This is a genomic window from Streptomyces sp. NPDC048650 (genome assembly GCF_043199095.1).
In the GTDB taxonomy this organism is placed as follows: Bacteria; Actinomycetota; Actinomycetes; order Streptomycetales; family Streptomycetaceae; genus Streptomyces.
Window position 1 is genome coordinate 441,322 of sequence record NZ_JBICVM010000002.1, and the last position, 24,601, is coordinate 465,922.

Here is a 24,601-nt window from a genome sequence, read left to right on the forward strand (position 1 = left end):
ATGCCGCGTACGGGATCGGTTACCTGTGGGTAGCGGTGTGCACGGCGACGACGTCGCCGATGACGATGACCGCCGGGGGACGGACGCCTTCGGCCCGTACCCGCTCGCCGAGCGTCGCCAGCGTGGCGTCCACGCGGCGCTGGGAGGCGGTGGTGCCTTCCTGGATGACGGCCGCGGGGGTGTCGGACGGGCGGCCGTGCTCGATCAGTTTGGCGGCGATGGCGCCGCTGTTCTCGACGCCCATCAGGACCACGAGAGTGCCGCGGAGCTTGGCCAGCGCGCTCCAGTCGACCAGCGAACGCGTGTCGTCGGGGGCGACATGGCCGCTGACGACGGTGAACTCATGCGCGACGCCCCGGTGCGTGACGGGGATCCCGGCGGCGCCGGGGACGGAGATGGTGCTGGAGATGCCGGGGACGACCGTGCAGGGGATGCCGGCCTCGGCGAGCGCCTGGGCCTCCTCCATGCCGCGGCCGAAGACGAACGGGTCGCCGCCCTTGAGGCGGACCACGGCCTTGCCCGCCTTGGCGTGCTCGATCAGGGCGTTGTTGATCGCTTCCTGCGGCATGAAGCGGCCGTAGGGGATCTTCGCGGCGTCGATCACCTCGACGTGCGGCGGGAGCTCGGCGAGCAGGTCGCGGGGGCCGAGCCGATCGGCGATGACCACGTCCGCCTCGGCCAGCAGCCGGCGGCCCCGGACGGTGATCAGGTCCGGATCGCCGGGCCCGCCGCCGACGAGGGCCACCCCGGGGGTGTGCGGCCGGCGGTGGTGCGGCGCGGCGAGGCTGCCGTCGCGCAGGCCCTCGACGATCGCGTCGCGGACGGCGGCCGAGCGGCGCGGGTCCTGACCTGTGAGGACCGCGACGGTGACGCCCTCGCTGCGGCCGGTGGCCGGCGTCCAGGCGGTGGCGGCCGAGGCGTCGTCGGAGCGTACGCACCACACCCGGCGGCGTTCGCCCTCCTCGGACGCCGCGGCGTTGGCCTCCGGGTCGTCGGTGGAGATCAGCGCGTACCAGGTGTCGGCGAGGTCGCCGTCCTGGTAGCGGCGGCGCTCCCAGCGGATCTCGCCGGTGTCGGCCATCGCCTCGACGGAGGGGGTGGCGGACGGCGAGATCAGCAGGACGTCGGCACCGGCGGCGACCAGCGAGGGGAGCCGGCGCTGAGCGACCTGGCCGCCGCCGAGGACAACCACACGGCGGCCGGACAGCCGCAGTCCGACGGGGTAGGCGGCGTGCTCGGTGACATGCTCAGCCATGGTGATACGGCTCCTTGTGCGGGTGGTGCGAAGGCGACATCCGGCTCGGCCGCTGCGGCTCTGGAGCGGCCGGCGAGGGTGGTTCGGCCGGGGCACCGGGTGAGAGGTAGTGCCCCGGCCCACAGCCTATGGGGCTGCGGGCCGGGGGTCATACGGGGGCCGTCGCCGGTCAGCTCTTCTCCGTCACTCCGGCGGAGTCGAAGGTGGCGACCTCGTGCATGGCGCGGGCGGCGCTCTGCACCACCGGGAGCGCGAGCAGGGCGCCGGTGCCCTCGCCGAGGCGCAGGTCCAGGTCGACCAGCGGGCGCAGTCCGAGCTTGGTCAGGGCCGCGACGTGGCCGGGCTCCGCGCTGCGGTGGCCGGCGATGCAGGCGGCCAGCGCCTCGGGGGCGATGGCGCGGGCCACCAGGGCGGCGGCGCCGGCGCTGACACCGTCGAGGACGACCGGCGTGCGCAGCGAGGCGCCGCCGAGGATCAGGCCGACGAGGGCGGCGTGCTCCAGGCCGCCGACCGCGGTGAGCACGCCGATGGGGTCGGCCGGGTCGGGCTGGTGGAGTTCCAGCGCGCGGCGGACGACATCGACCTTCCGGGCGTGCGTCTCGTCGTTGATGCCGGTGCCCCGACCGGTGACCTCGACCGGGTCGACGCCGGTGTAGACGGAGATCAGGGCGGCCGAGGTGGTGGTGTTGGCGATGCCCATCTCGCCCGTCAGCAGGGCCTTGTTCCCAGCAGCGACGAGGTCACGGGCGGTCTCGATGCCCACCTCGATGGCCTTGAACACGTCCTCCTGGCTCATGGCCGGGCCCACGGTGAAGTCGGCCGTACCCGGCCGTACCTTGCGGGGCAGCAGCCCCGGGGTGGCGGGGAGTTCGCCCGCCACGCCGACGTCCACCACGCACACCTCGGCGCCGACCTGATTGGCGAAGGCGTTGCAGACCGCGCCGCCACCCAGGAAGTTGGCGACCATCTGGCCGGTGACCTCCTGGGGCCAGGGGGTCACGCCCTGGGCGTGCACGCCGTGGTCCCCGGCGAAGATCGCCACAGCGGCCGGCTCCGGGATCGGCGGCGGGCACTTGCGGGACAGCCCGCACAGCTGCGCGGAGATGATCTCCAGCATGCCCAGCGCCCCGGCGGGCTTCGTCATCCTCTTCTGCCGCTCCCACGCCTCGCCGAGCGCCTTGGCGTCCAGCGGGCGGATGCCCTGGAGGGTCTCCTGAAGGAGGTCGTGCGGCTCCTCACCGGGCAGCGCCCGGCGTCCGTACGTCTCCTCGTGGACGACCCAGGACAGCGGGCGGCGCTTGGACCAGCCGGCCTGCAGCAGTTCGGGCTCGTCGGGGAACTCGTCGACGTATCCGATGCACAGGTAGGCGACGACCTCGAGGTGCTCGGGCAGGCCCAGTTCGCGGACCATCTCCCGCTCGTCGAAGAAGCTGACCCAGCCGACGCCCAGACCCTCGGCGCGGGCGGCGAGCCAGAGGTTCTCCACCGCCAGTGCGGAGGAGTACGGGGCCATCTGCGGCTGGGTGTGCCGGCCGAGGGTGTGCCGGCCGCCGCGGGTCGGGTCGGCGGTGACGACGATGTTCACCGGCGTCTCGAGGATCGCCTCGATCTTCAGCTCGCGGAACTGCTTGGCGCGGGCCTTGGGGAGCGACTTGGCGTACGCGTCGCGCTGCGCCGTCGCGAGCTGGTGCATCCGCTCGCGGGTCTCGTCGGAGCGGATGACGACGAAGTCCCAGGGCTGGGAGTGGCCGACGCTGGGCGCGGTGTGGGCGGCCTCCAGGACGCGCAGCAGCACGTCGTTGGGGACCGGGTCGCTGCGGAAGCCGTTGCGGATGTCGCGGCGCTCGCGCATCACGCGGTGGACGGCGGCGCGCTCGGAGTCGTCGTAGCCGGCGGCGGGGGCGGGCCGGGGGGCGGCGTCGGGCACCTCGGACAGGGCCTCCGGGTACGGCTGGTCCGCCTCGTGGAGCCGGTCGTCGTCGTGGTCCTCGCGGAGCTCGACGAGTTCGGCGGGGTCCTGCTCGTGCGGGCGGTCCGCGGGGGCCTCGGGCTCTGCCTCTGTCTCTGCCTCTGCGGGCTCGGCGGCGGCCTGGACCGGGACGGGGGCGTCGGCGAGCCGCGGGTCGGCGGGCTGGGCGGCCTCGTCGTCCCCGGCGGGCTCCGGCTGTCCGCCGGGGAGGAGCTCCTCGGCCGCCACGGCGGTGGGGTCGGGTGCCGCGTCGCCGGACGGTTCGGGCTGCTGCTCGGCCGGGGCCTGGACAGCGGCCCCGACCGCGGTGTCGGCGGGGGTCTCCGGGCCCGGGGGCGCGGGCTGCTCGGTGGCCGGGACCTCGTCGGCCGGGATCCCGTCGGCCGCGATCTCGTCGGCCGGAGTCTCGTCGACCACGGGCTGCGGGAGGGCGTCGGCGGGCAGCTGCGCCTCGGGCTGCTCTATGACCGGTTCCTCCGGGGGCGTGCTGCTCTCCGGGGCGGCCGGTACGGCGGGAGCCTGCGGGGCGGCGTCGGGCGCCGGGACGGCCTCCGCCACCGGTGCCGCCTCGGGCTCGGTCGCCTCGTCCGTCACGGGCTGCGGCCGGTCGACCTGCTCGGGCTGTTCGACGGGCTCGGACGGCTCCACGGCCTGCGGCGCCAGGGCCTCCTCGCCGATCGCCGGATCGGCGACCGCCGACTCGATGACCGCCGGCTCGGCTGCGACCGGCGCGGCCTCGGCCTCCGGCTGCGTCTCGCGGCCGGTGTCCACGACGGGCTCCGCCGCACTCCCGGGCGCGTCTGTCGGGGCCGGCTGCTCGACCGGAGCGGGCTGCTCGTCGGTGACCTGCTGCTGCACTGCCGCGTCCGGCTCGGCAGCCGGCTCGGCGGCCGGCTCGGCGGTCTGCTCGGCGGTCTGCTCCGCCGGATCGGGAGCGGCTGCCTCGGGCGTCTCCGCCTCGAGCACCGGCTCCTCGGCCGACGGTGCTTCGGCCACCTGAGCCTCGGGCATCGCCACCTCGGCCACCGGAGCCGTCTCGGCCACCGATTCATCGGCTGCCGGGGCCGCGGCCTCGGACGGCTGCTGCGTCTCCTCCGGCACCGTCTCGTGGACCGCATCGGCAGCGGCGGCGGCGTCCTGGGCCACCACCGCGGCCTCCGGGCTCTCCTGCTCCGCAACCGGCTCCGGCATCGGCTGTGCCAGGGGCTGCTCGGCGGGCAGCGGGGCCTCCTGCGGGACGGCCGTCTCCGCGATCGGGGCCATGGCCGCCTGGGCCGACGCGTCGTCCCACGGCGGCATCTGCGAGGGGATCTCCCCCAGCTGCGGGCCGGGCAGCGGGCCCTGGCCGGCGGCGCCGTACGCCTGCTCGGCGGACAGCTGGCCGTCGTAGGGCCGCTCGCCGTACGGGGGCGGCGCGACGGGCGGGGCCGTCTCCGCGGCGGGCCGGCCGGCAGCGGCCGACTGCTCGGGGATGCCGGCCGCGGGGGCCTCTGCCGGGGCGGGTGCCTCCGGCCGGTCGTCGAGGTACTCGGGGCCGGCGGCCGCCGGGCCCGCGTGGCGGCCGGTGGCCTGCGCGGGGGCGCCCGCGGGGCCGCGGTCGGCGAGGGAGCGGACCACTCCGCCGGTCGGGTCCGGGACCGGCGGGCCCATGTGCAGCGGACGGCGCGCGGGGGTGGCCTGCGCGCGCTCCCGCTCCGGCTGTGGTGCCGCGGGCTGCGGGATGCGCACGGCGCTGAGGTCGACGGCGCCGGAGTCCCGACCGCCACTCTCGTGGTCGCCGGCCCGAGCGGGCATCGGCTCCGTGCCGACGGCCTCCTGCTGGGGCATCGGCTGCTGCGGTTGCGGCATCGGCTGGGCCTGCTGCTCGCTCCAGGCGCCCTGGGCGCCCGGCATCAACAGCAGATCGTCGTCCTCGGCCACGCCGCCGTCGGTCGGTTCGAGGTAGGAGTACGCGTCGGCCGGCGGGATCATGCCCGGCTGCTGCGTCGGTCCGGCGTCGGCAGGGGAAGGAACGGCCGCCGGTTGCGGCTGCCCGGGATGTCCGCCTGCGTTCTCCGGCTGTCCCTCGCCCGGGACCTGGCCGGTGTCGGTCATGCGTACCCCTCGCCCATTTGCTAGTGCTCCTTCCAACCGCCCGTGCGACGCGCTCGGCCGGGACGCGCCGACGCCCCGATAGCTAGAACGAGCGAGCGCGCCGCGCGGCACGTCCGCCCCCTAGGGCTTCATATTCCGCCAAAACCTCGGCAATTTCCGGATATTGGCGCACTCACCCGAACGCGGAACAGCGGCGCAACGATCCGCCAGCCTACCTCCCACGGGTTGCCTTCCAGGTCATGGGTGAGGAACGCGATACCCACTGAGCAGAAAGACCACCGAACGTTCACGTTCGACCCAGGCCGTGGTGTCCAGGTCGACGGACTGCAGCAGCGCGCACTCGACTTCGTAACCGCCGTCGGCCAGCGCCCGGCCGAGTGCCTCGGCCTCGTCCCGGGTGGCGGCGTGGGTGACGATCCTTTCGGGACGACGGTCCGCGCAGGCGGTGACGACGGCCGCTCCCCCGGCGCCGATCCGGACCACGTCCGGCTCCGGTAGGTCTTCCAGGATCTGCGGCGCGCGGCCCTGGACGACGTGGAGTTGGACGCCGTGGCGGCGGGCGACGGCGGCGGTGCGCTCGCAGGCGACGGGGTCGGCGTCGACGGCGATGACGGCGGCGCCGAACCGCGCGGCCTCCACCGCGGCCGCGCCGCTGCCCGCGCCGATGTCCCAGACCAGGTCCCCTGTCCGGGGGCCGAGCCGGGCGAGTTGAGCGGTGCGCAACTGGACGGACTCGCCTTCGTCGAGGGCGCCGCCGTACGCGCGGTCGGGCAGTCCCCAGCCGCGTGGCCCGGTCGGGTGGCCGACCTCGTGGCCGGCGATCCAGCCGGAGCCCTGGGCGGCGGCGCCGCCGGGTGAGCCGCCGATGACGATGACGACATTGGGGTCGCGCCACATGTGGTCGGCGACCTTGTCGGATGTGAGGACTGTCACCCGCTCCCGGTCGGTGCCCAGGGCCTCGCAGATGACGAAGGTGCGGTGGACGTCGCCCAGCAGCAGGGCGAGTTCGGCGGGTCCGGCGCCGGGTGAGGTGAGGACCGCGACCTTGGTGCGGGCGCGGCAGACGTTGACCGCACGGCGCAGGTCACGGCTGTGGGCGACCACGATCTGGGCGTCGTCCCAGGGCATGCCGGCCCGCGCGAAGGCGGCCGCGACGGAGGAGACGGCGGGCACCACTTCCACTTCGAGGCCGTGCTCGGGGGCGCGGAGGGTGCGGACGACGCCGAAGAAGCCGGGGTCCCCGTCGGCGAGGACCACGGCGGTACCGCGGTGCTGGGCGATCCGGCGGGCGGCCAGGGTCACGCTGCCGAGCCGGATCCGCTCGGCGTTCGGCGGGACTTCGGGCAGTGCGAGGTGGTGGGCGGCGCCGGCCACGAGCGTCGCGGCGCCGAGGGCGGAGCGGGCCGGCGCGGTCAGCGCGGAGCCGTCCCATCCGATCACCGTGACCCGGTCGGCCATGCTCGTCAGTCTCCTGGGGCTGCTGTGGGTACGCGGGCGGGTGCCGGGGGTGCCGGGCTTCGGCGTGTCCTGGTGGAGTGTTCCTCACCGGTGGCGAGGGTGCGGCAGGCCGAGACTACCTCGGCCCGGGATGCCGGGGCCCGAGCGCCGGTGCGGGGTCGGCTCCACTCGGGGTGGGGGGGTCGGCTCCACTCGAGGTGGGGGTCAGTTCCACTCGGGGTAGGCGAAGCCGTTGGCGTCGGCCATCCGGCCGGGGAGCCCGTCGAGGTCCTCGGGCAGCAGGCTCCAGACGATCAGATCGGTGCGGATGTCCGCCCAGCCGCCGTCCTCGGTGCGGCTGCGGGCCAGCCAGGCGTTGCGCAGCACTCCCTCGCTGATGCAGCCGACCTTCTGGGCGACCTGCTGGGAGGCGGTGTTGCCGGCGGCGGTGCGCAGCTCCAGGCGCTCGAACTTCTGGTCCTGGAAGACCCACTGGGCGGTGGCGAGCGTGGCCTCGGAGGCGTAACCCTCGCCGCGGGCCCAGGAGGCGACGATGTACGAGAGCTCGGTGGAGCGCACCCGCCAGTTGGTGTTGGCGAGTTGGACGACGCCGACCAGCCGCTGGGTGAGGAACTCGGTGACGGCGAAGTCGATGCCGCGGCCGGTGGTGCGTTCGGCGGGCGCGTACTCGGTGACCCAGTGGTGGGCGTTGTCCTCGGTGTAGGGCTGGGGTATCGCGGTCCAGGCCGCGACCAGCTCGTCGTTCATCATCTCGGTCAGGGCCGGGATGTCGTCCTCGTCGAAGGGGCGCAGCACCAACCGCTCCGTGCTGATGGAGATGTCCGGGAAGGTGGATGTCATGCCGCTGCTCCAACGCCGTTGACCGTGGTGTTCCGTGCTCTCGCCGGCTGTCCCCCGCGAGATCACGGGCCTGTGACCGTCTTGAATGCACCAGCATGCAGCATGGGCCCGCGGGTGTGCCACGCGCGTGGGCCCCGGCCGCGCGCAGCGCGGGTCCGGGGCCCGGTCGTCGTCCGTGCGCCCGGTCACCTGCGGTGACCTGGGCACGAGCGCGGAGGTCAGCTCTTGGCGGGGCCGAATGCGGGGATGACGGAGCCGTCCTGGTACTTGTCCTCGATGAACTTCTTGACCTCGGGGGAGTTCAGCAGCTTGGCGAGCTTCTTGATCCGCGGGTCGCTCTCGTTGCCCTTCTTGACGGCGAGGAAGTTGGCGTAGGGGTTGCCCTTCGCCTTCTCCAGGGCCAGCGCGTCCTTGGACGGCTTGAGGTGGGCGCCGATGGCGAAGTTGCCGTTGATGATCGCGGCGTCGACGTCGTCGATGCGCGGCGCGGTCTGGGCGGCCTCCAGCTCGGTGATCTTGACGCCCTTGTCGTCCTTGACGTCGGTGAGCTTGGCGTCGGAACCGACGCCGGGCTTGAGGGTGATCACACCGTTGTCGGCGAGCAGCTTGAGCGCGCGGCCCTCGTTGGAGGGGTCGTTGGGCACCGAGACGGTGCTGCCGGACTTGAGGTCCGCGAGCTTGTGGATCTTCTTCGAGTAGACGCCGAGCGGCTCGATGAGCACGTTCTGGACGGGCACGATGTGGGTGCCGTTCTCCTTGTTGAAGGTGTCCAGGAACGGCTTGTGCTGGAAGAAGTTGGCGTCCACCTGGCCGTCGTCGGTGACCTTGTTGGGGATCTTGTAGTCGTTGAACGGCTTGACGACCAGCTTGAGCCCGGCCTTGTCCGCCAGCTTGTTCTTGACGAAGTCGAGAATGGTGCCGTGCGGGGTGGGGCTGGCGGCGACGACGAGCGGGGCGTTCTTGTCGCCCTTGTCGGTGCTGGCGGTGGTGTCGGAGGGGGCGCTGCAGGCGCTCGCGCCGAGGGCGACGGCGGAGGCGGCGGCCACGGCCACGGTGATCTTGATGGTGTTGCGCACGAAGAGTGCCTCTTTCTTGTTCACGAGCCGGCGGCGCGTGGTGGTCCGCCCGGCAAAGGGTCCGGGCTCTGGGGTGGTGCGGGGTGGGTCAGGCGGCCTCGGTGACGGCGGCCGGCTCCTCGCTGCGGGCGCGGCGCAGGCCGATGCGTACGAAGGAGGCGCGGGTGCCGCGGCCGGCGAGCCGGCGGACGACGAGGTCGCCGAGGAGCTGTACGAGGGTGACCAGGACGATCAGCTCGACGACGGTGATGACCATCAACGAGGTCTCGTACTGCTGGTAGCCGTAGGTGTAGGCCAGGTTGCCGAGGCCGCCGCCGCCGACCGCACCGGCGATCGCGGAGTAGCCGATCAGCGTGATGACGGTGGTGGTGGCGGCCGCCACCAGCGCGGGCAGCGCCTGCGGGAGCAGCACCTTGAAGATGATCGTCCAGGTGCCGCCGCCCATCGCGTGGCCGGCCTCGACGAGGCCCTTGTCCACCTCGCGCAGCGCGGACTCCACCAGCCTGCCGAAGAACGGGACGGCGGCGATGGTGAGCGGGACGACCGCTCCGGTCGGGCCGATGGAGACGCCGACCAGGAAACGGGTGAAGGGGATCAGCCAGACGATCAGGATCAGGAACGGGAAGGACCGTCCGATGTTCACGATCGCGCCGAGGACCTTGTTCACCACGACGTTCTGCAGCATGGCGCCGCGGGCGGTCAGGTGCAGGAGCACGCCGACGGGTATGCCGAAGAGCACCGCGTAGAAGGTCGACCACCACACCATGAAGAGGGTGTCGAGCGTGTTGTCGTAGAGCAGCGGCTGCATCTCGTTCCAGCTCACTTGGCACCTTCCTTCTGGAGCGGGGCGGCGGGCGCCGGGATCGCCGGGTCGGCGTCGTCGGTGTCGGGGGCGGCCGCATCCGCCACATCCGCCACATCCACCTGGAGGCCCTGCTCGCGCAGGAAGCCGATGGGCACGACGTTCTCCTCGAAGCGGCCGGGCAGCTCGATGCGCATCCGGCCGATCTGCTTGCCGCCGACGGTGTCCATGGCGGCGCCGAGGATGGAGATGTCGACGTTGTAGGTACGGGCCAGCTCGGAGATCACCGGGCGGGTGGCGGCCGAGCCGTGGAAGGTGACGTCGACGACGGTGCGGTCGTCGGCCGACGGCTCGCCGCCGACCGGGAACAGTTCGCGGGCCAGTTCGGAGCCGGGGGTGGCCAGCAGCTCGGCGACGGTGCCCTGCTCGACGACGCGGCCGTTCTTCATCAGGGCCGCCGAGTCGCAGATCGTCTTGACGACGTCCATCTCGTGCGTGATGAGCACGATGGTCAGGCCCAGCTTGCGGTTGAGGTCGCGCAGCAGCTGGAGGATGGAGCGGGTGGTCTCCGGGTCCAGGGCGCTGGTGGCCTCGTCGGAGAGCAACACCTTGGGGTCGCCGGCCAGCGCGCGGGCGATGCCGACGCGCTGCTTCTGGCCGCCGGAGAGCTGGGCGGGGTAGGCCTGGGCCTTGTCGGCGAGGCCGACCAGGTCCAGCAGTTCGAGGGCCTTGCGGGAGCGCTCGCGGCGGTCGACCTTGAGGATCTCCAGGGGCAGTTCGACGTTGTCCTGGACGGTGCGCGAGGACAGCAGGTTGAAGTGCTGGAAGACCATGCCGATGTGGCTGCGGGCGGCCCGCAGCGCGGCGTTCGCCCGCTGGCCGCGCCCGGCGAGGGCGGTCAGGTCCTGGCCGGCGACGGTGACCGTGCCGGAGGTGGGGCGCTCCAGAAGGTTGAGGCAGCGGATCAGGGTGGATTTACCGGCACCGCTCTGGCCGATGACGCCGTACACCTCGCCCTCGCGGACGTGCAGATCGACGCCGTCCAGGGCGGTGACTTCGCGGTCTCCTGAGCGGTAGACCTTGGTCAGGCCCGTTGTGGTGATCACAGGGAATTCCGTCACTGTCGAGTGCCCGGCGGCTCGCCCACCGGGTACGGGGCATTCTTGCGAGTGCGGCAGAGAGGAACCAGGGGGCGCGGGGCCCGGCTTCGGGTTCCGGTGACGCGGGGCGGCCGGTTCGTCGTCGATGACGTACGGCGCGGGTCCCCTGCTCCGTGAGAGCTCGGGGGAGGGTCTCACTTCGGGGCGCGAGACTCAGGCGGGGGCCCTCAGCGGTCACACATTCGACACATGCAACGAGCACCGGGCGTCGTGAGCGCCTCGGTCGCAGGGGTGCGGTTGCTCGTCGTGGTCATGGCGGCAAGTAAAGCAGAGACCGGTACGGACCGATCAAGCCTGTCCGGATAACGGACAGGCTTGATCGGTCCGTGGACAGCGCCCTACTCCCCGATGGTGATCTCCAGCATTCCGGCCGTGGCCTGCACGGACACCGCCGACAGATCGGCGGTGACCACGTCCGCGCTCAGCTCCTCGGCGCGGTGCGTTGTGGTCAACGCCACGGTCACCATCCCGGCCGCGCGGCCCGCGACCAGCCCGGCCGGCGCGTCCTCGAAGACCACACAGCGGGCGGGGTCCGCACCCAGCCGCTCCGCGGCCAGCAGGAAGGGCTCCGGGTCGGGCTTGCCGCGGGTGATGTCATCGGCGGATATCAGGTTCTTGGGGTGGATCCCCGCCTCCTCCAGCCGGGCCTCGCCCAGCCGCCGGGTGGCGGAGGTGACCACGGCCCACTTCTCCGGAGGCAGCCCTTCGAGCAGCGCGAGCGTGCCGGGCAGGGCGACGACTCCGCCCTCGACGTCCTCGACCTCCAGCTGCTCGATCCGGGCCAGCGCCTCGGGCACCCGGGCGGCGGGCAGCAGATCGGCGACGATCTCGGCCGCGGGCCGGCCGTGCAGCTCGATCCGTGCAAAGTCCTCGGCGGTGATCCCGTACTCGCGCGCCCACCTGGTCCAGCACCGGCGTACGGACTCCATGGAGGAGACGAGGGTGCCGTCATTGTCGAAAAGGAGCGCATCAGCGGAGATCTTCATGTTTCCCGAGCGTACGTGCCGCGGCGGGGCCGGACGCGGGCGCCCGGCGGTCGCCGATTAGCATCGCCCCATGCCCCACAACCCCTCGGCGCGCCCGTGCGCCGCGCGGAGGTCCCGGTGATCGACGCGCTGACCGTCGTGGTCGCCGTGACCGCGCTCGTGCTGGCCGCCTGGTGCGGTCTCGCCACCTACCGCGACCAGCCGACCAAGGACTGGCACTTCATCGGCATGGCCGTCGTGTCGCTGCTCGCCATCGCCCAACTGGTCATAGGTTTCGCGCAGTTGGCACGCGGTCAGTCGCCCGACCAGGGCACCGCGATCTTTGTGGCCTATCTGCTGGGGGCCGCCGCCTGCGTCCCCGCGACCGGCTTCATGTCGCTCTCCGAGCGCACCCGCTGGGGTTCGGCGACCGTCACGGCGGGCGGCATCGTGCTGGCGGTACTGGAAGTACGGCTTTTCGACATCTGGGGAGGCGGCAGTGCCTGAGACCACGACATCCGCGACGACGACCGACGCCGCGACCCCGGCCCGGCGCTCCCTGGGCACCGGCCCCGGACGGCTGCTGGTCACCGTCTACGGCGTCTTCACCGTGGCCGCCGCGTCCCGCTCGCTCTACCAGCTGATCGCGCAGTTCCACGTCGCCCCGCTCGCCTACAGCCTCTCGGCCGTCTCCGCGATCGTCTACGGCTTCATCACCTTCTCGCTCGTACGCGGCGGGGAAGGTGCCCGCAAGGCGGCGATCGTCTCCTGCGTGCTCGAGCTGATCGGTGTGCTGGGCGTCGGCACCTGGACGCTGGCCGACGCCTCGGCCTTCACCGACTCCACCGTGTGGTCGTACTACGGGATGGACTACCTCTTCATCCCGGTCGTCCTCCCGGTCACCGGCCTGATGTGGCTGCGCCGGGCCCGCACGGCGACGTAGCGAGGAATCCGCACGGCGGCACGGCGAGGAAGCGGAAGAACGGTGCCGGGCCCGCCCCCACAGCGGGCCCAGCACCTGTCTGGTGGTTACGCCCCGGCGACGTACACCCCGGCGGCCGCCGGATCCTTTTCGAGGGCGACCTCGGACGACCTGCGGCTGAGGCGCTCGGCGTCGACCGGCACATAGCCGTGGCTGCGGTAGAGCCGCAGACTGCCCTCGCCGCGGTGGCCGGTGGAGAGGCGGTAGCGCTTGGCGGAGCGTTCGGCCGCGAGCCGCCCCTCGACCGCGGTCAGCAACCGGCCGCCGAGACCGTGCCGCCGCATCCGCGGGTGCACGATGAGTTTGACCAGCTGCGCGGTCCCGTCCTCGTCGACCGTGCCGCGTACGGAGCCCACGACCTCCCCGCCGAGCCGGGCCACCACCACACACCCTTCGGCCAGTTCGGCACGCAGCGCGTCCAGGCTCTGGGTGAGCGGCTCGATGGCGTAGTCGTCATACAGCGCGGCCTCCGTCTGGTAGCAGAGGTACTGCAGTTTGAGGATCTGCTCGGCATCCTGGTCGGTCGCCGCAGAGATGGTCACACTCGTGCCCATGCGCGTATGCCTCCCCTATTCGGTTCGCTGCGTGCTTCCGGGTTCCCCGGAATGTGGCGGTGCCAATCTCCGCCGGAGAGCATTCTGCGCGGGCATTTGGTACATGGGGAACGGACCGACCCCAAGCTCCTCTGTGACATTCCCAACTCAGATGAGTTCCGGGGGTCCGGGGCGGGCGGGGCCGGTCCGGTGCGGCCCGCGTCAGCGCCTGCGGAACTCGGCGGCGACGAGCAGCGCGGTGTCCGGGTTGTCGGAGAACAGCCCGTCGATGCCGGTGCCGAGGTACGCCCTGAAGACGCCCAGCGCATCGCCGTACGCGTTCGGGTCGGTGCCGCGGCGGTGGTCGGCCGGCAGGAAGCTGTTCTCGTTGCGGACGGTGTACGGGTGCACGACGAGCCCGGCCGCATGCGCGTCCTCGACGACGGCGGAGGGCGTGCCGAGCTTGCCGTCCTTGTCCCGCGGGATGACGACGGTCAGGTCCGGGCCGATGCCCTCGGCGAAGCCGGCTATCCACTTCAGGCCCTCGGGCGTGACCAGATCGGCGACCTTGCGCGGGTCCCCCGCCTCGACGAAGTCCCAGGGCTGCGAGTCGAGCGTGGAGAGCAGCACCACCTTGGGGCAGTCGACGAGCCTGCCCAGCCGCTGGAGGCTGCTCGGCTCGAACGACTGCAGGAAGTTCGGGGAGTTCTCACGGTGCCGCCCGTGCGCGCGCAGCGCCTTGGCGACCCGCTCCTCCAGGCCCAGCCCCAGCTTGCGGAAGTACGTGGGGTGCTTGGTCTCGATGTGCAGCCAGACCCGGCGGCCCCGCGCCCGCCCCTCCCGCTCGGCCCAGCGCAGGACCTCCTCGAAGGTGGGCACCTCCCACTGGCCGTCGTAGAGGGTGTTGTGCTGCCGGGTGCCCGGAATGCGCTCCTTGGCGCGCAGGGTCTTGAGCTCGGCGAGCGTGAAGTCCTCGGTGAACCAGCCGGTGAGCTTGGCCCCGTCGACGGTCTTGGTGGCCTTGCGGGCGGCGAATTCGGGGTGCGCGGAGACATCGGTGGTGGCGGTGATGTCGTTCTCGTGCCGGCAGACCAGATGGCCGTCCTTGGTGGGGACCAGGTCCTGCTCGATGACGTCCGCGCCCATGTCGAGGGCGAGTTGGTACGAGCCGAAGGTGTGCTCGGGGCGGTATCCGCTCGCTCCGCGGTGGCCGACGATCAGCGGGACCGGCAGCTCCCGCGCCGTGCCGGGCCGGCTCGCCCCGCGCGCACTCGCCTGCCCGGCCCCGCCGAACACCGCCGCGCCCGCTCCGAGGGCCGCAGCCCCCAGCATCGTCCGCCGTCCCGGCTGCTGCCGCTTCTGCATGCCCGCGCTCCTAGGGTTGTGATGCCCGGTGGTGTTCCGGAGTGGTGGTGGGGAGTGGTGATGCGGGGGTGGTCGCTCGAACGGTCCCGACGGCGGCGGACCGGCCCCCTCGCGCGGCGTGCCGGTGCTCCCCAGGGGGCCGCTTCGCCCGCCCCGTGCCTGTCGCATCATCGCGCCGATCGTAAGCGGGGAGGGGCGGCGTCGGGGAGACGCGGGACGACATCGGAGGGAACACGGCGGTAACACACATCAACCGGACGTCAACTCTCCGTATCGACCCGGTGAACCCGATGTGCGCACACAGATGACCCGCGAGTATCGTCCTGGGCTGCAGAGTTCGCTGCTGCCGCGACGTTGACCAGCCACGACCCGGAGGACCCGTTGTCCCGCATTGTGCTGAAGGCGATTCTCGGATTCGTGATGCGTGTCCTTTACCGCCCGAAGGTTGAGGGCATGGAGCGCATTCCGGAGACCGGACCGGTGATCCTGGCCGGCAACCACGTCACCTTCATCGACTCGCTGTTCCTGAGCCTGCTCGTCAAGCGCCCCGTCTACTTCATCGGCAAGGACGAGTACGTCACCGGCAAGGGCTTCAAGGGCCGGCTGATGGCCTGGTTCTTCACCAGCGCCGGCATGATCCCGGTGGACCGGGACGGCGGGCACGGCGGTGTCGCCGCGCTCATGACCGGCCGCCGCATCCTGGAGGAGGGCAGCGTCTTCGGCATCTACCCCGAGGGCACCCGCTCCCCCGACGGCCGCCTCTACCGCGGCCGTACCGGCATCGCCCGGCTCGCCCTGATGACCGGCGCCCCCGTCGTCCCGTTCGCGATGGTCGGCACGGACAAGGTGCAGCCCGGCGGCAAGGGCCGTCCGCGCATCGCCCCGGTGACGGTGCGCTTCGGTGAGGTGCTGGACTTCTCCCGCTACGACGGCATGGACCGCGACCGCTACGTCCTGCGGGCCGTCACCGACGAGGTGATGAGCGACGTCATGGACCTGTCCGGCCAGGAGTACGTCGACATCTACGCCACCAAGGCCAGGGCCGCCTGACCCCTTCCCGTGCAACGGGCCCCGTCCGCTGGAACCAAGCCTGCGGACGGGGCCCGTTGCGTTGCCCTCAGGCGGCCGTCCCGATCAGCAGGGCACCCGGAAGCCGCCGGGTGCACGCTGGCCCTCGGGGCCGCCGGTCAGGGCCGTACGCAGCGCCTCCTCGGGCCGCGGGACCCTGCCGCCGTCGGACTGGAGCTCCACGCGCTCGGGGACGCCGCCGATCCGGGCGCCCGGTGCGTCCGCGTTCTTGACCGCGACCCGGTTCAGCGGGGCGGGCGCCAGCTGCTGCTTGGTGCGGACGAACTCCACGAAGCTCTCGAAGTCGCGGGTGTGCCGGACCGGCGCGGTGAATCCGGAGAAGGCGCTGAAGCCGTCCTGGTTGATGAGGGTGTACGAGGGCGCGGCGAGGCGGTAGCCGCGGGCCGGGTCGAGGGCGGTGCCGTCGATGAGGACATCGGCCGGGTCGACGCGACGGCCGACCGGGCCGGTGGCGTCGAAGGTGTAGCGGACGTTGGCGGAGACGGCCAGCGGCGCGAAGCCCAGGCCGCCGCCGGTGAGGGGCGCCCACTGTTCCTCCAGTGCGTCGTGGATCTGGGCGCCGGTGACGGTCACCGTCATGATCGGGTCGCCGAAGCCGACGGTGCGCCAGGCCCGGCCGAGCGTGATGATCCCGTCCGACGCCTCGTCACGGACCAGGTCACCGGCGATGACGGCCTGGCCGATGCGCGGTGCGACCGCGATGACGGCGAGTTCGGCGGGGGTGTTGGGGTCGGCGGCGGCGTCGTCCAGCGGGCCGTGCGCCTGCCCGCCCGCCCACAGCGCCCAGTCGGCGACGAGGTCGCCCATGGTGCTCTCGCCGGCGGCGTTGCGGCGCCGGGTGAAGGAGGCGGTCTGCCTGCCGAGCGGGACGGCCGCGCGCCGGGTGCCGTAGCCCGCCCAGTAGTCGGCGATCGACCGCAGTTCGGGGTGCGGGGTCACGTCGCGGGTGTTGGGATGGTTGGTCGAGGTGGTGAGCGGCCGGATCACCTCGCCGGTGACGGGGTGCAGACGCAGATTGATCTCGTTGATCAACTGGCCGTAGCAGCCCGCCTCGACGAACGGGCGGGGCACGCCGGCGGGGTCCGGCAGCATCATGGTGAAGGCGCAGTGCCAGTGGCCGGTGACGATGGCGTCGATGTCCGGGGAGACGCGGAGCGCCAGTTCGTAGGCGGGGCCCGAGGGGTTGCTGCCGCTGGAGAAGTCGCCGCCGGCGACCGCGCCGTCGTGCATGCTGAGGACGATCGCGTTGACGCCGCGGGTCTTCAGTTCGGCGGCGCAGCGGTTGGCGGTGTCCAGCTCGTCCAGGGTGCGCAGCCCAGGCTGGTAGGAGCAGGGGAACGACTCGGTGCCGAGGGCGGTGAGGTGGATGAAGCCGATCGGCAGCTTGCCGCCGCGGCCGTTGTCCACATACGCGATGTTGTACGGCGGCAGTACGGTCTCGCCGCTCTGGTTCCACACCATGTTGGCGCTGTAGTAAGGGAAGTTCGCGCCCCGGAAGCGTTTGCCGGTCGAGTCGTCGAAGGAGTCGTCGCGGCCGACGACCGGGTAGCTGAGGCCCTTTTCCATGTGCGAGGTCAGGTAGGCCGCCGACTTGTCGAATTCGTGGTTCCCGGCCGAGGCGAAGTCCAGCCCCATGGCGTTGAGGGCTTCGATGGTGGGCTCGTCGGCCAGCGCGGAGCAGTCGAACTCCCAGCCGGAGAAGAGGTCTCCGGGCGCGAAGAAGAGGGAGTTGCGACGGCCGTCCCGCAGCCGTTCGAGATGGGCCGCCATGTAGGCGACGCCGCCCACGGTGTACGCCTTGCCGCCCGCCCCGGTGATGACGGAGTTCGCACCGGGCGCGCCCTGGAGATAGCCGTGCAGATCGGTGATGTTGAGAAGTTGCACATCGACGTATTCGTCGGCGGTGCCCGCGTCACGAGCATGGCCGGTGGCGTAGGCGTTGCTGCCGATGGCGCTCGCGGTGGCCATGGCTCCCGCCGCGGTGAAGAAGAACCGTCGTCCGATGTCGCGCACTGCGTCACTCTCCTGAGCGGGCCGACCGTGGGGGACGACGGGAGAGTCAAGCGAGCCGTGCGGGACGTCCGGCCATCAGGACGCGTACCGGGCGTGAACGGCCGGGGACAGTCGCCCCCGGGGGGTGTCCTGTGGATCATGTCGGGTGCATGGCGCGGCGCTCCGCAGGACACGCCCGCCGACCGCCTGTCATGACCCGGATGTCGCCCGGCGGCGGCTGTGCGGAGGGGGCGGGGCGGCCCCGGGACGGGTCGTCGTCAGCGGTGCGACGGCCGGTGCCCTCGGCCGTGGGCCGCGCACCCGGGCGTACCGCCGTCAGGCGCCGTGCCCGGGCGTACCGCCGTCAGGCGCTGCGCAGGGGTACCGCCGTCAGCCGCCCGGGGCCGGGCAGGGCGCCATCAGCTGCCCGCGCCCCCCGTGGGCTCCGGTTCCGGCTCCGGGCGGGCGGCCGGCTCCGCTTCGTGCGTGGTGGGGCCGGTGCCCAGTTCCTGGCCCCGGAGCAGGCACCACGCGGCGACGGCGGCGGCCAGCAGCACGACGGCGCTCACCCCGACGGCGATGTCCAGTCCGTCGACGAACGACTGCTGCGCGCTCTTCACCAGGGCCGCGGCCTGGTCGGCGGGGAGGCCCTTGGCCGCTTCGATGGCGCCGCCGAGCGATTCGCGGGCGGCGTGGTCGGTGGCGGCGGGGATGCCGGCGGGGGCCGTGAAGCCGCGGTAGATGCCGGTGACGATGGATCCGAGCAGGGCGATGCCGAGCGCCGAGCCGAGTTCGTACGCCGTCTCGGAGACCGCGGAGGCGGCGCCGGCCTCCTCCTTCGGGACGCTGGAGAGGATCACGTCGGCGGTGACGGTGAAGGAGAAGCCCGCGCCGACGCCCACGACGAAGAGGATGAGGCCGATCGAGGCGGTGCTGGTGTCGGCGTGCAGGGTGGTGGAGCCGACGAGGGAGAGGCCGACCACCGCGAGTCCGCCGGCCACCACGAGCCGTACCGAGAATCTCCGGGCGACGTACCCGGCGGCCAGGCCGGCACCCACCGCGCCCACCGCGGCGGGGAGTTCGGTGAGCCCGGCGTTGAGCGGCGTGCGCACCTGCACCATCTGCAGGAACTGGGAGAGGAAGAAGACCAGTCCGGACAGGCCGAGGATGGTGAGGAGGTCGGCGAGCACGGCGCCGGAGAAGCCCCGATGGTGGAAGAGCTTCATGTTGAGCAGCGGCGATTCCAGGGTGAGCTGGCGCCGGACGAAGACGAACAGGGCGAGTGCGCCGATGAGGCCGGCGGTCAGGATGTCCCAGCGGTAGCCGTGCACCGCGGCTTCCTTGATGGCGTAGACGATGCCGACGATGCCGATCAGGGAGAGTGCGACGCTGGGGACGTCCCAGGGGCCCGGGTCCGGGTTGCGCGATTCCGGGATCACCTTGGCGCCGATGACGACCAGCAGCACCATCACCGGCAGGTTGATGAGGAAGACCGATCCCCACCAGAAGTGGCCCAGCAGAAAGCCGCCGAGGACCGGGCCGACAGCGGTGCCGGCCGACGCCATCGCACCCCAGATGCCGACGGCGAGGCTGCGTTCCTTGGGGTCGTGGAAGAGGTTGCGGATCAGCGCCAGGGTGGACGGCATCAGCGTCGCACCGGCCACGCCCAGCAGTGCGCGGGCGGCGATCATCATCTCCGCGCTGGTGGCATAGGCGCACAGCGCCGACATCGCGCCGAACGCGAGGGAACCGATGAGCAGCAGCTTCTTGCGGCCGATGCGGTCACCGAGGCTGCCCATGGAGACCAGCAGGCCGGCGATGACGAAGGAGTAGATGTCACCGATCCACAGCAGCTGCGTCCCGGACGGGCGCAGGTCCTCGCTGAGGAAGGGCGTGGCCAGGCCGAGGACCGTGGCGTCGACGCCGACCAGCAGAACGGCGAGGACGAGAACGGCGAGCGCGAGCCAGCGCCCCGGGCGGGGCTGATCGTCCGCATGGGCCGAACCGGCCCGTCCTGAGGCTATGGTCTCGCTCATTTCTCCATGCTCCGTCGGATGCCGCCCAGCAGCAGCTCGGCGATCGAGTGGTTGAGGTCGTTGCGGGCGACGCGCCCTTCGTGGACGGCCCAGGCGCCCGCGCCGATCAGGCCGTAGAACGCTTCGGTGAGCCAGGCGGCGCTGAGGTCGATGCGGAAGTCGCCCTGCTCCTGGCCGCGCCGGAAGAGCGCGTTGATGCGGGCGTCCAGGCGGGCCCAGCCCGCGTTGATCTCCTCGCCCTCGAAGAGCTGGTTCTCGGTGAAGAGGAAGGCCAGCACGCCCGCGACCTGTTCGGCTTCGGTGATCAGCCGGCGCAGGGCCTCGCCGGCGGTGCCGTCGTCGAGCCGGGCCGCGTCCAGCGCGTGGGCGAACTGCTCGATGCCGTGCTGTTCGAGGGCCAGGATCAGCGCGTCGCGGCCGGCGAAGTGCCGATGCAGGGTGGCCCGGCTGATGCCGGCGGCCCGCGCGATCTCGTCCATCGACGTCGTCGAGCGGCGGCTGAGCAGCGCGGCGGCTTGGGTGAGTACCTGTTCACGATCCACGGCCATGAGACGTACATTAGCCGAATGAGACGACGTTGTCTCATGAGAGTCGTTCAGGTCTCAACCGATACGGCCCGTGGAAGGCGTCCGGGCGGCGGCGGGCACACGACGGCGGCCCCCGCCCGTTCCCGGGCAGGGGCCGCCGTTCGCGTCCGTTGCGTTACTTCTGCTTGGCCGTGGCCCAGGCCTGCTGGACCGCCAGGTCGGACTTCACCTCGGCGAGCTGGGCCGCCACCGCGGAGGGGGCGGTGCCGCCGCGTCCGCTGCGCGAGGCCAGCGCGCCCGGGACGTTGAGGACGCCGCGGACCTCGGGGGTCAGATGCGAGGAGATCTTCGCGAACTGCTCATCGGTGAGCTGGTCCAGCTCGATGCCCTGCGCCTCGCACTCCTTGACGCACTCCCCCGCGACCTCGTGCGCCACCCGGAACGGCACTCCCTGCTTGACCAGCCATTCGGCGATGTCGGTGGCGAGCGAGAAACCGGCCGGTGCCAGTTCCTCCATGCGCTCGCGGTGGACCGTGAGGGTGGCCATCATGCCGGTGAACGCCGGGAGCAGCACCTCCAGTTGGTCGCAGGAGTCGAAGACCGGCTCCTTGTCCTCCTGGAGGTCGCGGTTGTACGCGAGCGGCAGGGCCTTGAGGGTCGCCATCAGGCCGGTCAGATTGCCGATCAGACGGCCCGACTTGCCCCGTGCCAGCTCCGCGATGTCCGGGTTCTTCTTCTGCGGCATGATCGAGGAGCCGGTGGAGAAGGCGTCGTGCAGGGTCACGAAGGAGAACTCCTTCGTGTTCCAGATGATGATCTCCTCCGCGATCCGCGAGAGGTTGACGCCGATCATCGCCGTGATGAAGGCGAACTCGGCGACGAAGTCCCGCGAGGCGGTGCCGTCGATGGAGTTGCCGGCCGAGCCGTGCTCGAAGCCGAGGTCCGCGGCGACCGCCTCCGGGTCGAGACCGAGCGACGAGCCGGCCAGCGCACCCGAGCCGTACGGGGAGACCGCGGTGCGCTCGTCCCACTGCCGCAGCCGCTCCGCGTCCCGCGACAGCGACTGGACGTGCGCCAGCACATGATGGGCGAAGAGCACCGGCTGGGCGTGCTGGAGGTGGGTGCGGCCCGGCATCGCCACGTCCGGGTGGGCCTCGGCCAGGCCGACCAGCGCCGCCTGGAGGTCGGCGATCAGACCGCCGATGATCCGTGCGTGGTCGCGCAGGTACATCCGGAAGAGCGTGGCGACCTGGTCGTTGCGGGACCGGCCGGCCCGCAGCTTGCCGCCGAGGTCCGCGCCGAGCCGCTCCAGCAGCCCGCGCTCCAGGGCGGTGTGCACGTCCTCGTCGGCGATGGTGCCGGTGAACGAGCCGTCCGCGACGTCCTGTTCGAGCCGGCCGAGACCGGCGATCATCCGCTCCAGCTCGTCGGCGGTCAGCAGACCGGCCTTGTGGAGGACCCGGGCGTGCGCACGGGAGCCGGCGATGTCGTAGGGGGCCAGCCGCCAGTCGAAGTGGACGGACGCCGACAGCTGGGCCAGCGCCTCGGCGGGTCCGTCGGCGAACCGGCCGCCCCAGAGCCGGACGTCACCGCTGTTGCTGCTCACTGCTGCTCCTCAAAGGCTGCTGTGGATGTGCCACCGCCTCCCCGCGAGGCGGGGAGGCGACGGTCGTACGAAGACAACGAGACGGCTCAGGCGAGGTCGCGCTTGGCCGCGATCTTGCTGGACATTCCGAAGAGCTCGATGAAGCCCTTGGACAGCGACTGGTCGAAGGTGTCGCCGGTGTCGTACGTCGCCAGGTTGAAGTCATAGAGCGAGGCATCGGACTTCCGGCCGGTGACCACCGGGCGGCCGCCGTGCAGGGTCATCCGGATGTCGCCGCTGACCTGCTGGTTGGCCTCGTCGATGAAGCCTTCCAGGGCCCGCTTGAGCGGGGAGAACCACAGGCCGTCGTAGACCAGCTCGCCCCATCGCTGCTCGACCTGCCGCTTGTAGCGGGCCAGTTCGCGCTCGACGGTGACGTTCTCCAGCTCCTGGTGCGCGGTGATCAGCGCGATGGCGCCGGGCGCCTCGTACACCTCACGCGACTTGATGCCGACGAGACGGTCCTCGACCATGTCGATCCGGCCGATGCCCTGGGCGCCGGCCCGCTTGTTGAGCTCCTGGATGGCCTCGAGGACGGTGACCTTCTTGCCGTCGACAGCGACCGGGACACCCTGCTCGAAGGTGATGACGACCTCGTCGGCCTCCCGCGGGGTGGCCGGGTTCTGGGTGTACTCGTAGACGTCCTCGATCGGGGCGTTCCAGATGTCCTCGAGGAATCCGGTCTCGACGGCGCGCCCGAAGACGTTCTGGTCGATGGAGTACGGCGACTTCTTGGTGGTCGCGATCGGGAGGTCGTTGGCCTCGCAGAAGGCGATGGCCTTGTCCCGGGTCATGGCGTAGTCGCGGACCGGGGCGATGCACTTCAGGTCGGGGGCGAGGGAGGAGATGCCGGCCTCGAACCGGACCTGGTCGTTGCCCTTGCCGGTGCAGCCGTGGGCGACGGTGGTCGCGCCGTGCTTGCGTGCGGCGGCGACCAGGTGCTTGACGATGGTCGGCCGGGAGAGGGCGGAGACCAGCGGGTAGCGGTCCATGTAGAGGGCGTTGGCCTTGATCGCCGGGAGGCAGTACTCGTCGGCGAACTCGTCCTTGGCGTCCGCGACCTCGGCCTCGACCGCACCGCAGGCGAGAGCGCGCTCGCGGATGACGTCCAGGTCCTCGCCGCCCTGGCCGACGTCCACGGCAACGGCGATGACCTCGGCGCCCGTCTCCTCGGCGATCCAGCCGATGCAGACAGAGGTGTCCAGGCCCCCCGAGTAGGCGAGTACGACGCGCTCGGTCACGGGTTTCTCCTTACGATGCATACGCTGATAGGTATAAGTATGCACTCCACCGTATGTTTCGTCAATGCATCCATGAACGCGCAGGTCAGGGGCAGTACGGAAGAGGGCCGCAGGATCAGGATTCCTCACGGAGGACGTCCAGCAGCACCGTCACATGGCTCTGGGACACCTCCTTGGTGGCCGTCAGCAGGGTCAGCGGACCGGCCGCCGCCAGCTCCCGCAGCCGGGCCAGCGCCGAGCACGCCGCCTCCTGTGTCAGCTCGTCCCGGTACCGCTCGGCGAACCGCTCGAAGCGCTCGCCCTGATGGGCGTACCAGCGGCGCAGCTCCGACGAGGGGGCCACGTCCTTGCACCACTCGGTCAGCAGCGCATCGGCCTTCGACAGCCCGCGCGGCCACAACCGGTCCACCAGCACCCGCGCGCCGTCGGTCGGCTCCGGCGGCTCGTACACCCGGCGGACGCGAACATCGCCATTCGGGGACATTTCAGTCATACCGCCATCCAAGCACGGAGGGACAGGAGGCGACGAGGGGCCGGCGAACAGCCGGAAGGGGACCCGCTTTGGATTCAGGGGCGGGTTCAGGGTATTTTTCTTCTGCACGCCCCGGCCGGGAACTCTCCGGCCGGTACGAGCAACCGGGACGTGGCGCAGCTTGGTAGCGCACTTGACTGGGGGTCAAGGGGTCGCAGGTTCAAATCCTGTCGTCCCGACGGTTCGAGAAAGCCCGCTGATCCGGGAGAAATCCCGGATCTGCGGGTTTTTCCATGCGCGGGGAGCATGCTGGGACGGCCCGTCCGCGGCGCGAACTCACGTCCCGTCAGCCGGCCGCACGGACGTCACGCCGGGGGTGCCGCCCTCGCTGCGGACCGTGTCCCGGCCGCGGCCGGGAGCGTCGCACGGATGCGGCCTGGCCCCCTGGGCGGCGGCGAGGTGCGCCGCGCGGTGCGCACCCCGGCTCGCGGCCGCACCCTCAGGAACCGGCTGCGCGTGTTTCCGCACGAACGGCGGGGAACGGCGGCTGGCGGGTCACTGCGCGCCCTGCGCCAGCCGCAGCAGATGATCGGCGAGGGCCTGCCCGCCCACCGGGTCGCGGCTGATGAGCATCAGGGTGTCGTCGCCGGCGATGGTGCCCAGGATGTCGTGCAGCTCCGCCTGGTCGATGGCCGAGGCCAGGAACTGGGCGGCGCCCGGCGGGGTGCGCAGGACAACGAGGTTGGCGGACGCCTCGGCGGAGATCAGCAGCTCGCCGGAGAGGCGGCGCATCCGCTCCTCCTTGGCCGACTCGCCCAGCGGGGCCCGTGGCTTGCGGTCGCCGCCCTCACTGGGCACGGCGTAGATCAGCTCACCTCCGGTGTTGCGGATCTTCACCGCGCCCAGTTCGTCCAGGTCGCGGGAGAGCGTCGCCTGGGTGACGGTCAGGCCGTCGTCGGCGAGCAGCTTGGCGAGCTGGCTCTGGGAGCGGACCGGCTGCCGGTTCAGGATGTCCACGATCCGGCGGTGGCGGGCGGTGCGGGTCTGCGGTACGGCCTGGCCGCCGTTGAGCGACTCGTTGTCCTGCGGCTCGGTCATCG

Annotated in this window: 20 protein-coding genes and 1 tRNA gene; 4 read left to right on the forward strand and 17 right to left on the reverse strand. The window is 71.9% G+C overall.

Annotated elements, in window-relative coordinates; translation table 11 throughout:
• Positions 1 to 19 precede the first annotated feature (19 nt).
• From cobA to ACGFML_RS07810, 8 genes are all read right to left on the reverse strand, one after another.
• Positions 20 to 1,255 carry a uroporphyrinogen-III C-methyltransferase gene (gene cobA / locus ACGFML_RS07775; protein WP_393541115.1) on the reverse strand — a complete coding sequence of 412 codons (1,236 nt, stop codon included), beginning with the start codon at positions 1,253 to 1,255 and terminating at the stop codon, positions 20 to 22.
• A 169-nt stretch (positions 1,256 to 1,424) separates the two neighbouring features.
• Positions 1,425 to 5,318: a nicotinate-nucleotide--dimethylbenzimidazole phosphoribosyltransferase gene (gene cobT, locus ACGFML_RS07780; protein WP_393541117.1), complete on the reverse strand. Its 3,894-nt coding sequence runs from the start codon at positions 5,316 to 5,318 to the stop codon at positions 1,425 to 1,427.
• Positions 5,319 to 5,555: 237 nt separating this feature from the next.
• Positions 5,556 to 6,776 carry a precorrin-6y C5,15-methyltransferase (decarboxylating) subunit CbiE gene (gene cbiE, locus ACGFML_RS07785; RefSeq protein WP_393541119.1) on the reverse strand — a complete coding sequence of 407 codons (1,221 nt, stop codon included), beginning with the start codon at positions 6,774 to 6,776 and terminating at the stop codon, positions 5,556 to 5,558.
• Positions 6,777 to 6,980: 204 nt separating this feature from the next.
• The gene (locus ACGFML_RS07790; protein WP_393541121.1) at positions 6,981 to 7,616 is read right to left on the reverse strand and encodes a GNAT family N-acetyltransferase; all 636 of its coding nucleotides are present in this window, start codon (positions 7,614 to 7,616) and stop codon (positions 6,981 to 6,983) included.
• A gap of 218 nt (positions 7,617 to 7,834) precedes the next feature.
• Positions 7,835 to 8,692 (reverse strand): MetQ/NlpA family ABC transporter substrate-binding protein, encoded by an 858-nt coding sequence (locus ACGFML_RS07795; RefSeq protein ID WP_393541123.1) that lies wholly within the window; start codon positions 8,690 to 8,692, stop codon positions 7,835 to 7,837.
• Positions 8,693 to 8,780: 88 nt separating this feature from the next.
• The gene (locus tag ACGFML_RS07800; RefSeq protein ID WP_393541125.1) at positions 8,781 to 9,515 is read right to left on the reverse strand and encodes a methionine ABC transporter permease; all 735 of its coding nucleotides are present in this window, start codon (positions 9,513 to 9,515) and stop codon (positions 8,781 to 8,783) included.
• Positions 9,512 to 10,600, reverse strand: a complete 1,089-nt coding sequence (locus ACGFML_RS07805; protein WP_393541127.1) for a methionine ABC transporter ATP-binding protein — start codon at positions 10,598 to 10,600, stop codon at positions 9,512 to 9,514. Before ACGFML_RS07805 ends, ACGFML_RS07800 begins: the two co-directional genes overlap by 4 nt.
• Positions 10,601 to 10,992: 392 nt before the next feature.
• The gene (locus tag ACGFML_RS07810; RefSeq protein WP_393541129.1) at positions 10,993 to 11,640 is read right to left on the reverse strand and encodes an HAD family hydrolase; all 648 of its coding nucleotides are present in this window, start codon (positions 11,638 to 11,640) and stop codon (positions 10,993 to 10,995) included.
• Positions 11,641 to 11,757: 117 nt separating this feature from the next.
• On the opposite strand from ACGFML_RS07810, the gene ACGFML_RS07815 reads away from it, so the two are divergent.
• The gene (locus ACGFML_RS07815; protein ID WP_393541131.1) at positions 11,758 to 12,126 is read left to right on the forward strand and encodes a hypothetical protein; all 369 of its coding nucleotides are present in this window, start codon (positions 11,758 to 11,760) and stop codon (positions 12,124 to 12,126) included.
• A complete protein-coding gene (locus ACGFML_RS07820) occupies positions 12,119 to 12,562 on the forward strand; it encodes a hypothetical protein (protein ID WP_393541133.1) in 444 nt (147 codons plus the stop codon). The genes ACGFML_RS07815 and ACGFML_RS07820 overlap by 8 nt, the downstream gene beginning before the upstream one ends.
• 86 nt (positions 12,563 to 12,648) lie before the next feature.
• Here the strand turns inward: ACGFML_RS07820 and ACGFML_RS07825 are convergent, their stop codons facing one another.
• On the reverse strand, positions 12,649 to 13,155 hold the full coding sequence (locus tag ACGFML_RS07825; protein ID WP_393541135.1) for a GNAT family N-acetyltransferase: 507 nt from the start codon (positions 13,153 to 13,155) through the stop codon (positions 12,649 to 12,651).
• Between the two features lie 201 nt (positions 13,156 to 13,356).
• On the reverse strand, positions 13,357 to 14,499 hold the full coding sequence (locus ACGFML_RS07830) for a glycerophosphodiester phosphodiesterase (protein WP_393541137.1): 1,143 nt from the start codon (positions 14,497 to 14,499) through the stop codon (positions 13,357 to 13,359).
• A gap of 381 nt (positions 14,500 to 14,880) precedes the next feature.
• On the opposite strand from ACGFML_RS07830, the gene ACGFML_RS07835 reads away from it, so the two are divergent.
• Entirely contained in the window at positions 14,881 to 15,549 is a 669-nt protein-coding gene (locus tag ACGFML_RS07835) for a lysophospholipid acyltransferase family protein (RefSeq protein WP_393541139.1), read from the forward strand.
• A gap of 84 nt (positions 15,550 to 15,633) precedes the next feature.
• Here the strand turns inward: ACGFML_RS07835 and ACGFML_RS07840 are convergent, their stop codons facing one another.
• From ACGFML_RS07840 to ACGFML_RS07865, 6 genes are all read right to left on the reverse strand, one after another.
• Entirely contained in the window at positions 15,634 to 17,601 is a 1,968-nt protein-coding gene (locus tag ACGFML_RS07840) for a bifunctional metallophosphatase/5'-nucleotidase (RefSeq protein WP_393541141.1), read from the reverse strand.
• A 398-nt stretch (positions 17,602 to 17,999) separates the two neighbouring features.
• The gene (locus ACGFML_RS07845) at positions 18,000 to 19,616 is read right to left on the reverse strand and encodes an MFS transporter (RefSeq protein ID WP_393541143.1); all 1,617 of its coding nucleotides are present in this window, start codon (positions 19,614 to 19,616) and stop codon (positions 18,000 to 18,002) included.
• Positions 19,613 to 20,164, reverse strand: a complete 552-nt coding sequence (locus ACGFML_RS07850; protein WP_393541145.1) for a TetR/AcrR family transcriptional regulator — start codon at positions 20,162 to 20,164, stop codon at positions 19,613 to 19,615. The genes ACGFML_RS07845 and ACGFML_RS07850 overlap by 4 nt, the downstream gene beginning before the upstream one ends.
• A 154-nt stretch (positions 20,165 to 20,318) precedes the next feature.
• Positions 20,319 to 21,749: an argininosuccinate lyase gene (argH, locus tag ACGFML_RS07855; protein WP_393541147.1), complete on the reverse strand. Its 1,431-nt coding sequence runs from the start codon at positions 21,747 to 21,749 to the stop codon at positions 20,319 to 20,321.
• Between the two features lie 86 nt (positions 21,750 to 21,835).
• Positions 21,836 to 23,029, reverse strand: coding sequence for an argininosuccinate synthase (locus ACGFML_RS07860; RefSeq protein ID WP_393541149.1), 1,194 nt, complete (start codon positions 23,027 to 23,029; stop codon positions 21,836 to 21,838).
• A 115-nt stretch (positions 23,030 to 23,144) separates the two neighbouring features.
• Positions 23,145 to 23,522 carry a DUF488 domain-containing protein gene (locus tag ACGFML_RS07865; protein WP_393541151.1) on the reverse strand — a complete coding sequence of 126 codons (378 nt, stop codon included), beginning with the start codon at positions 23,520 to 23,522 and terminating at the stop codon, positions 23,145 to 23,147.
• A 144-nt stretch (positions 23,523 to 23,666) separates the two neighbouring features.
• Here ACGFML_RS07865 and ACGFML_RS07870 point away from each other — a divergent pair.
• Positions 23,667 to 23,740: transfer RNA gene (locus ACGFML_RS07870), tRNA-Pro, on the forward strand.
• 316 nt (positions 23,741 to 24,056) lie between these two features.
• Here ACGFML_RS07870 and ACGFML_RS07875 read toward each other — a convergent pair.
• Positions 24,057 to 24,599, reverse strand: a complete 543-nt coding sequence (locus tag ACGFML_RS07875; protein WP_393541153.1) for an arginine repressor — start codon at positions 24,597 to 24,599, stop codon at positions 24,057 to 24,059.
• Positions 24,600 to 24,601: the final 2 nt, after the last annotated feature.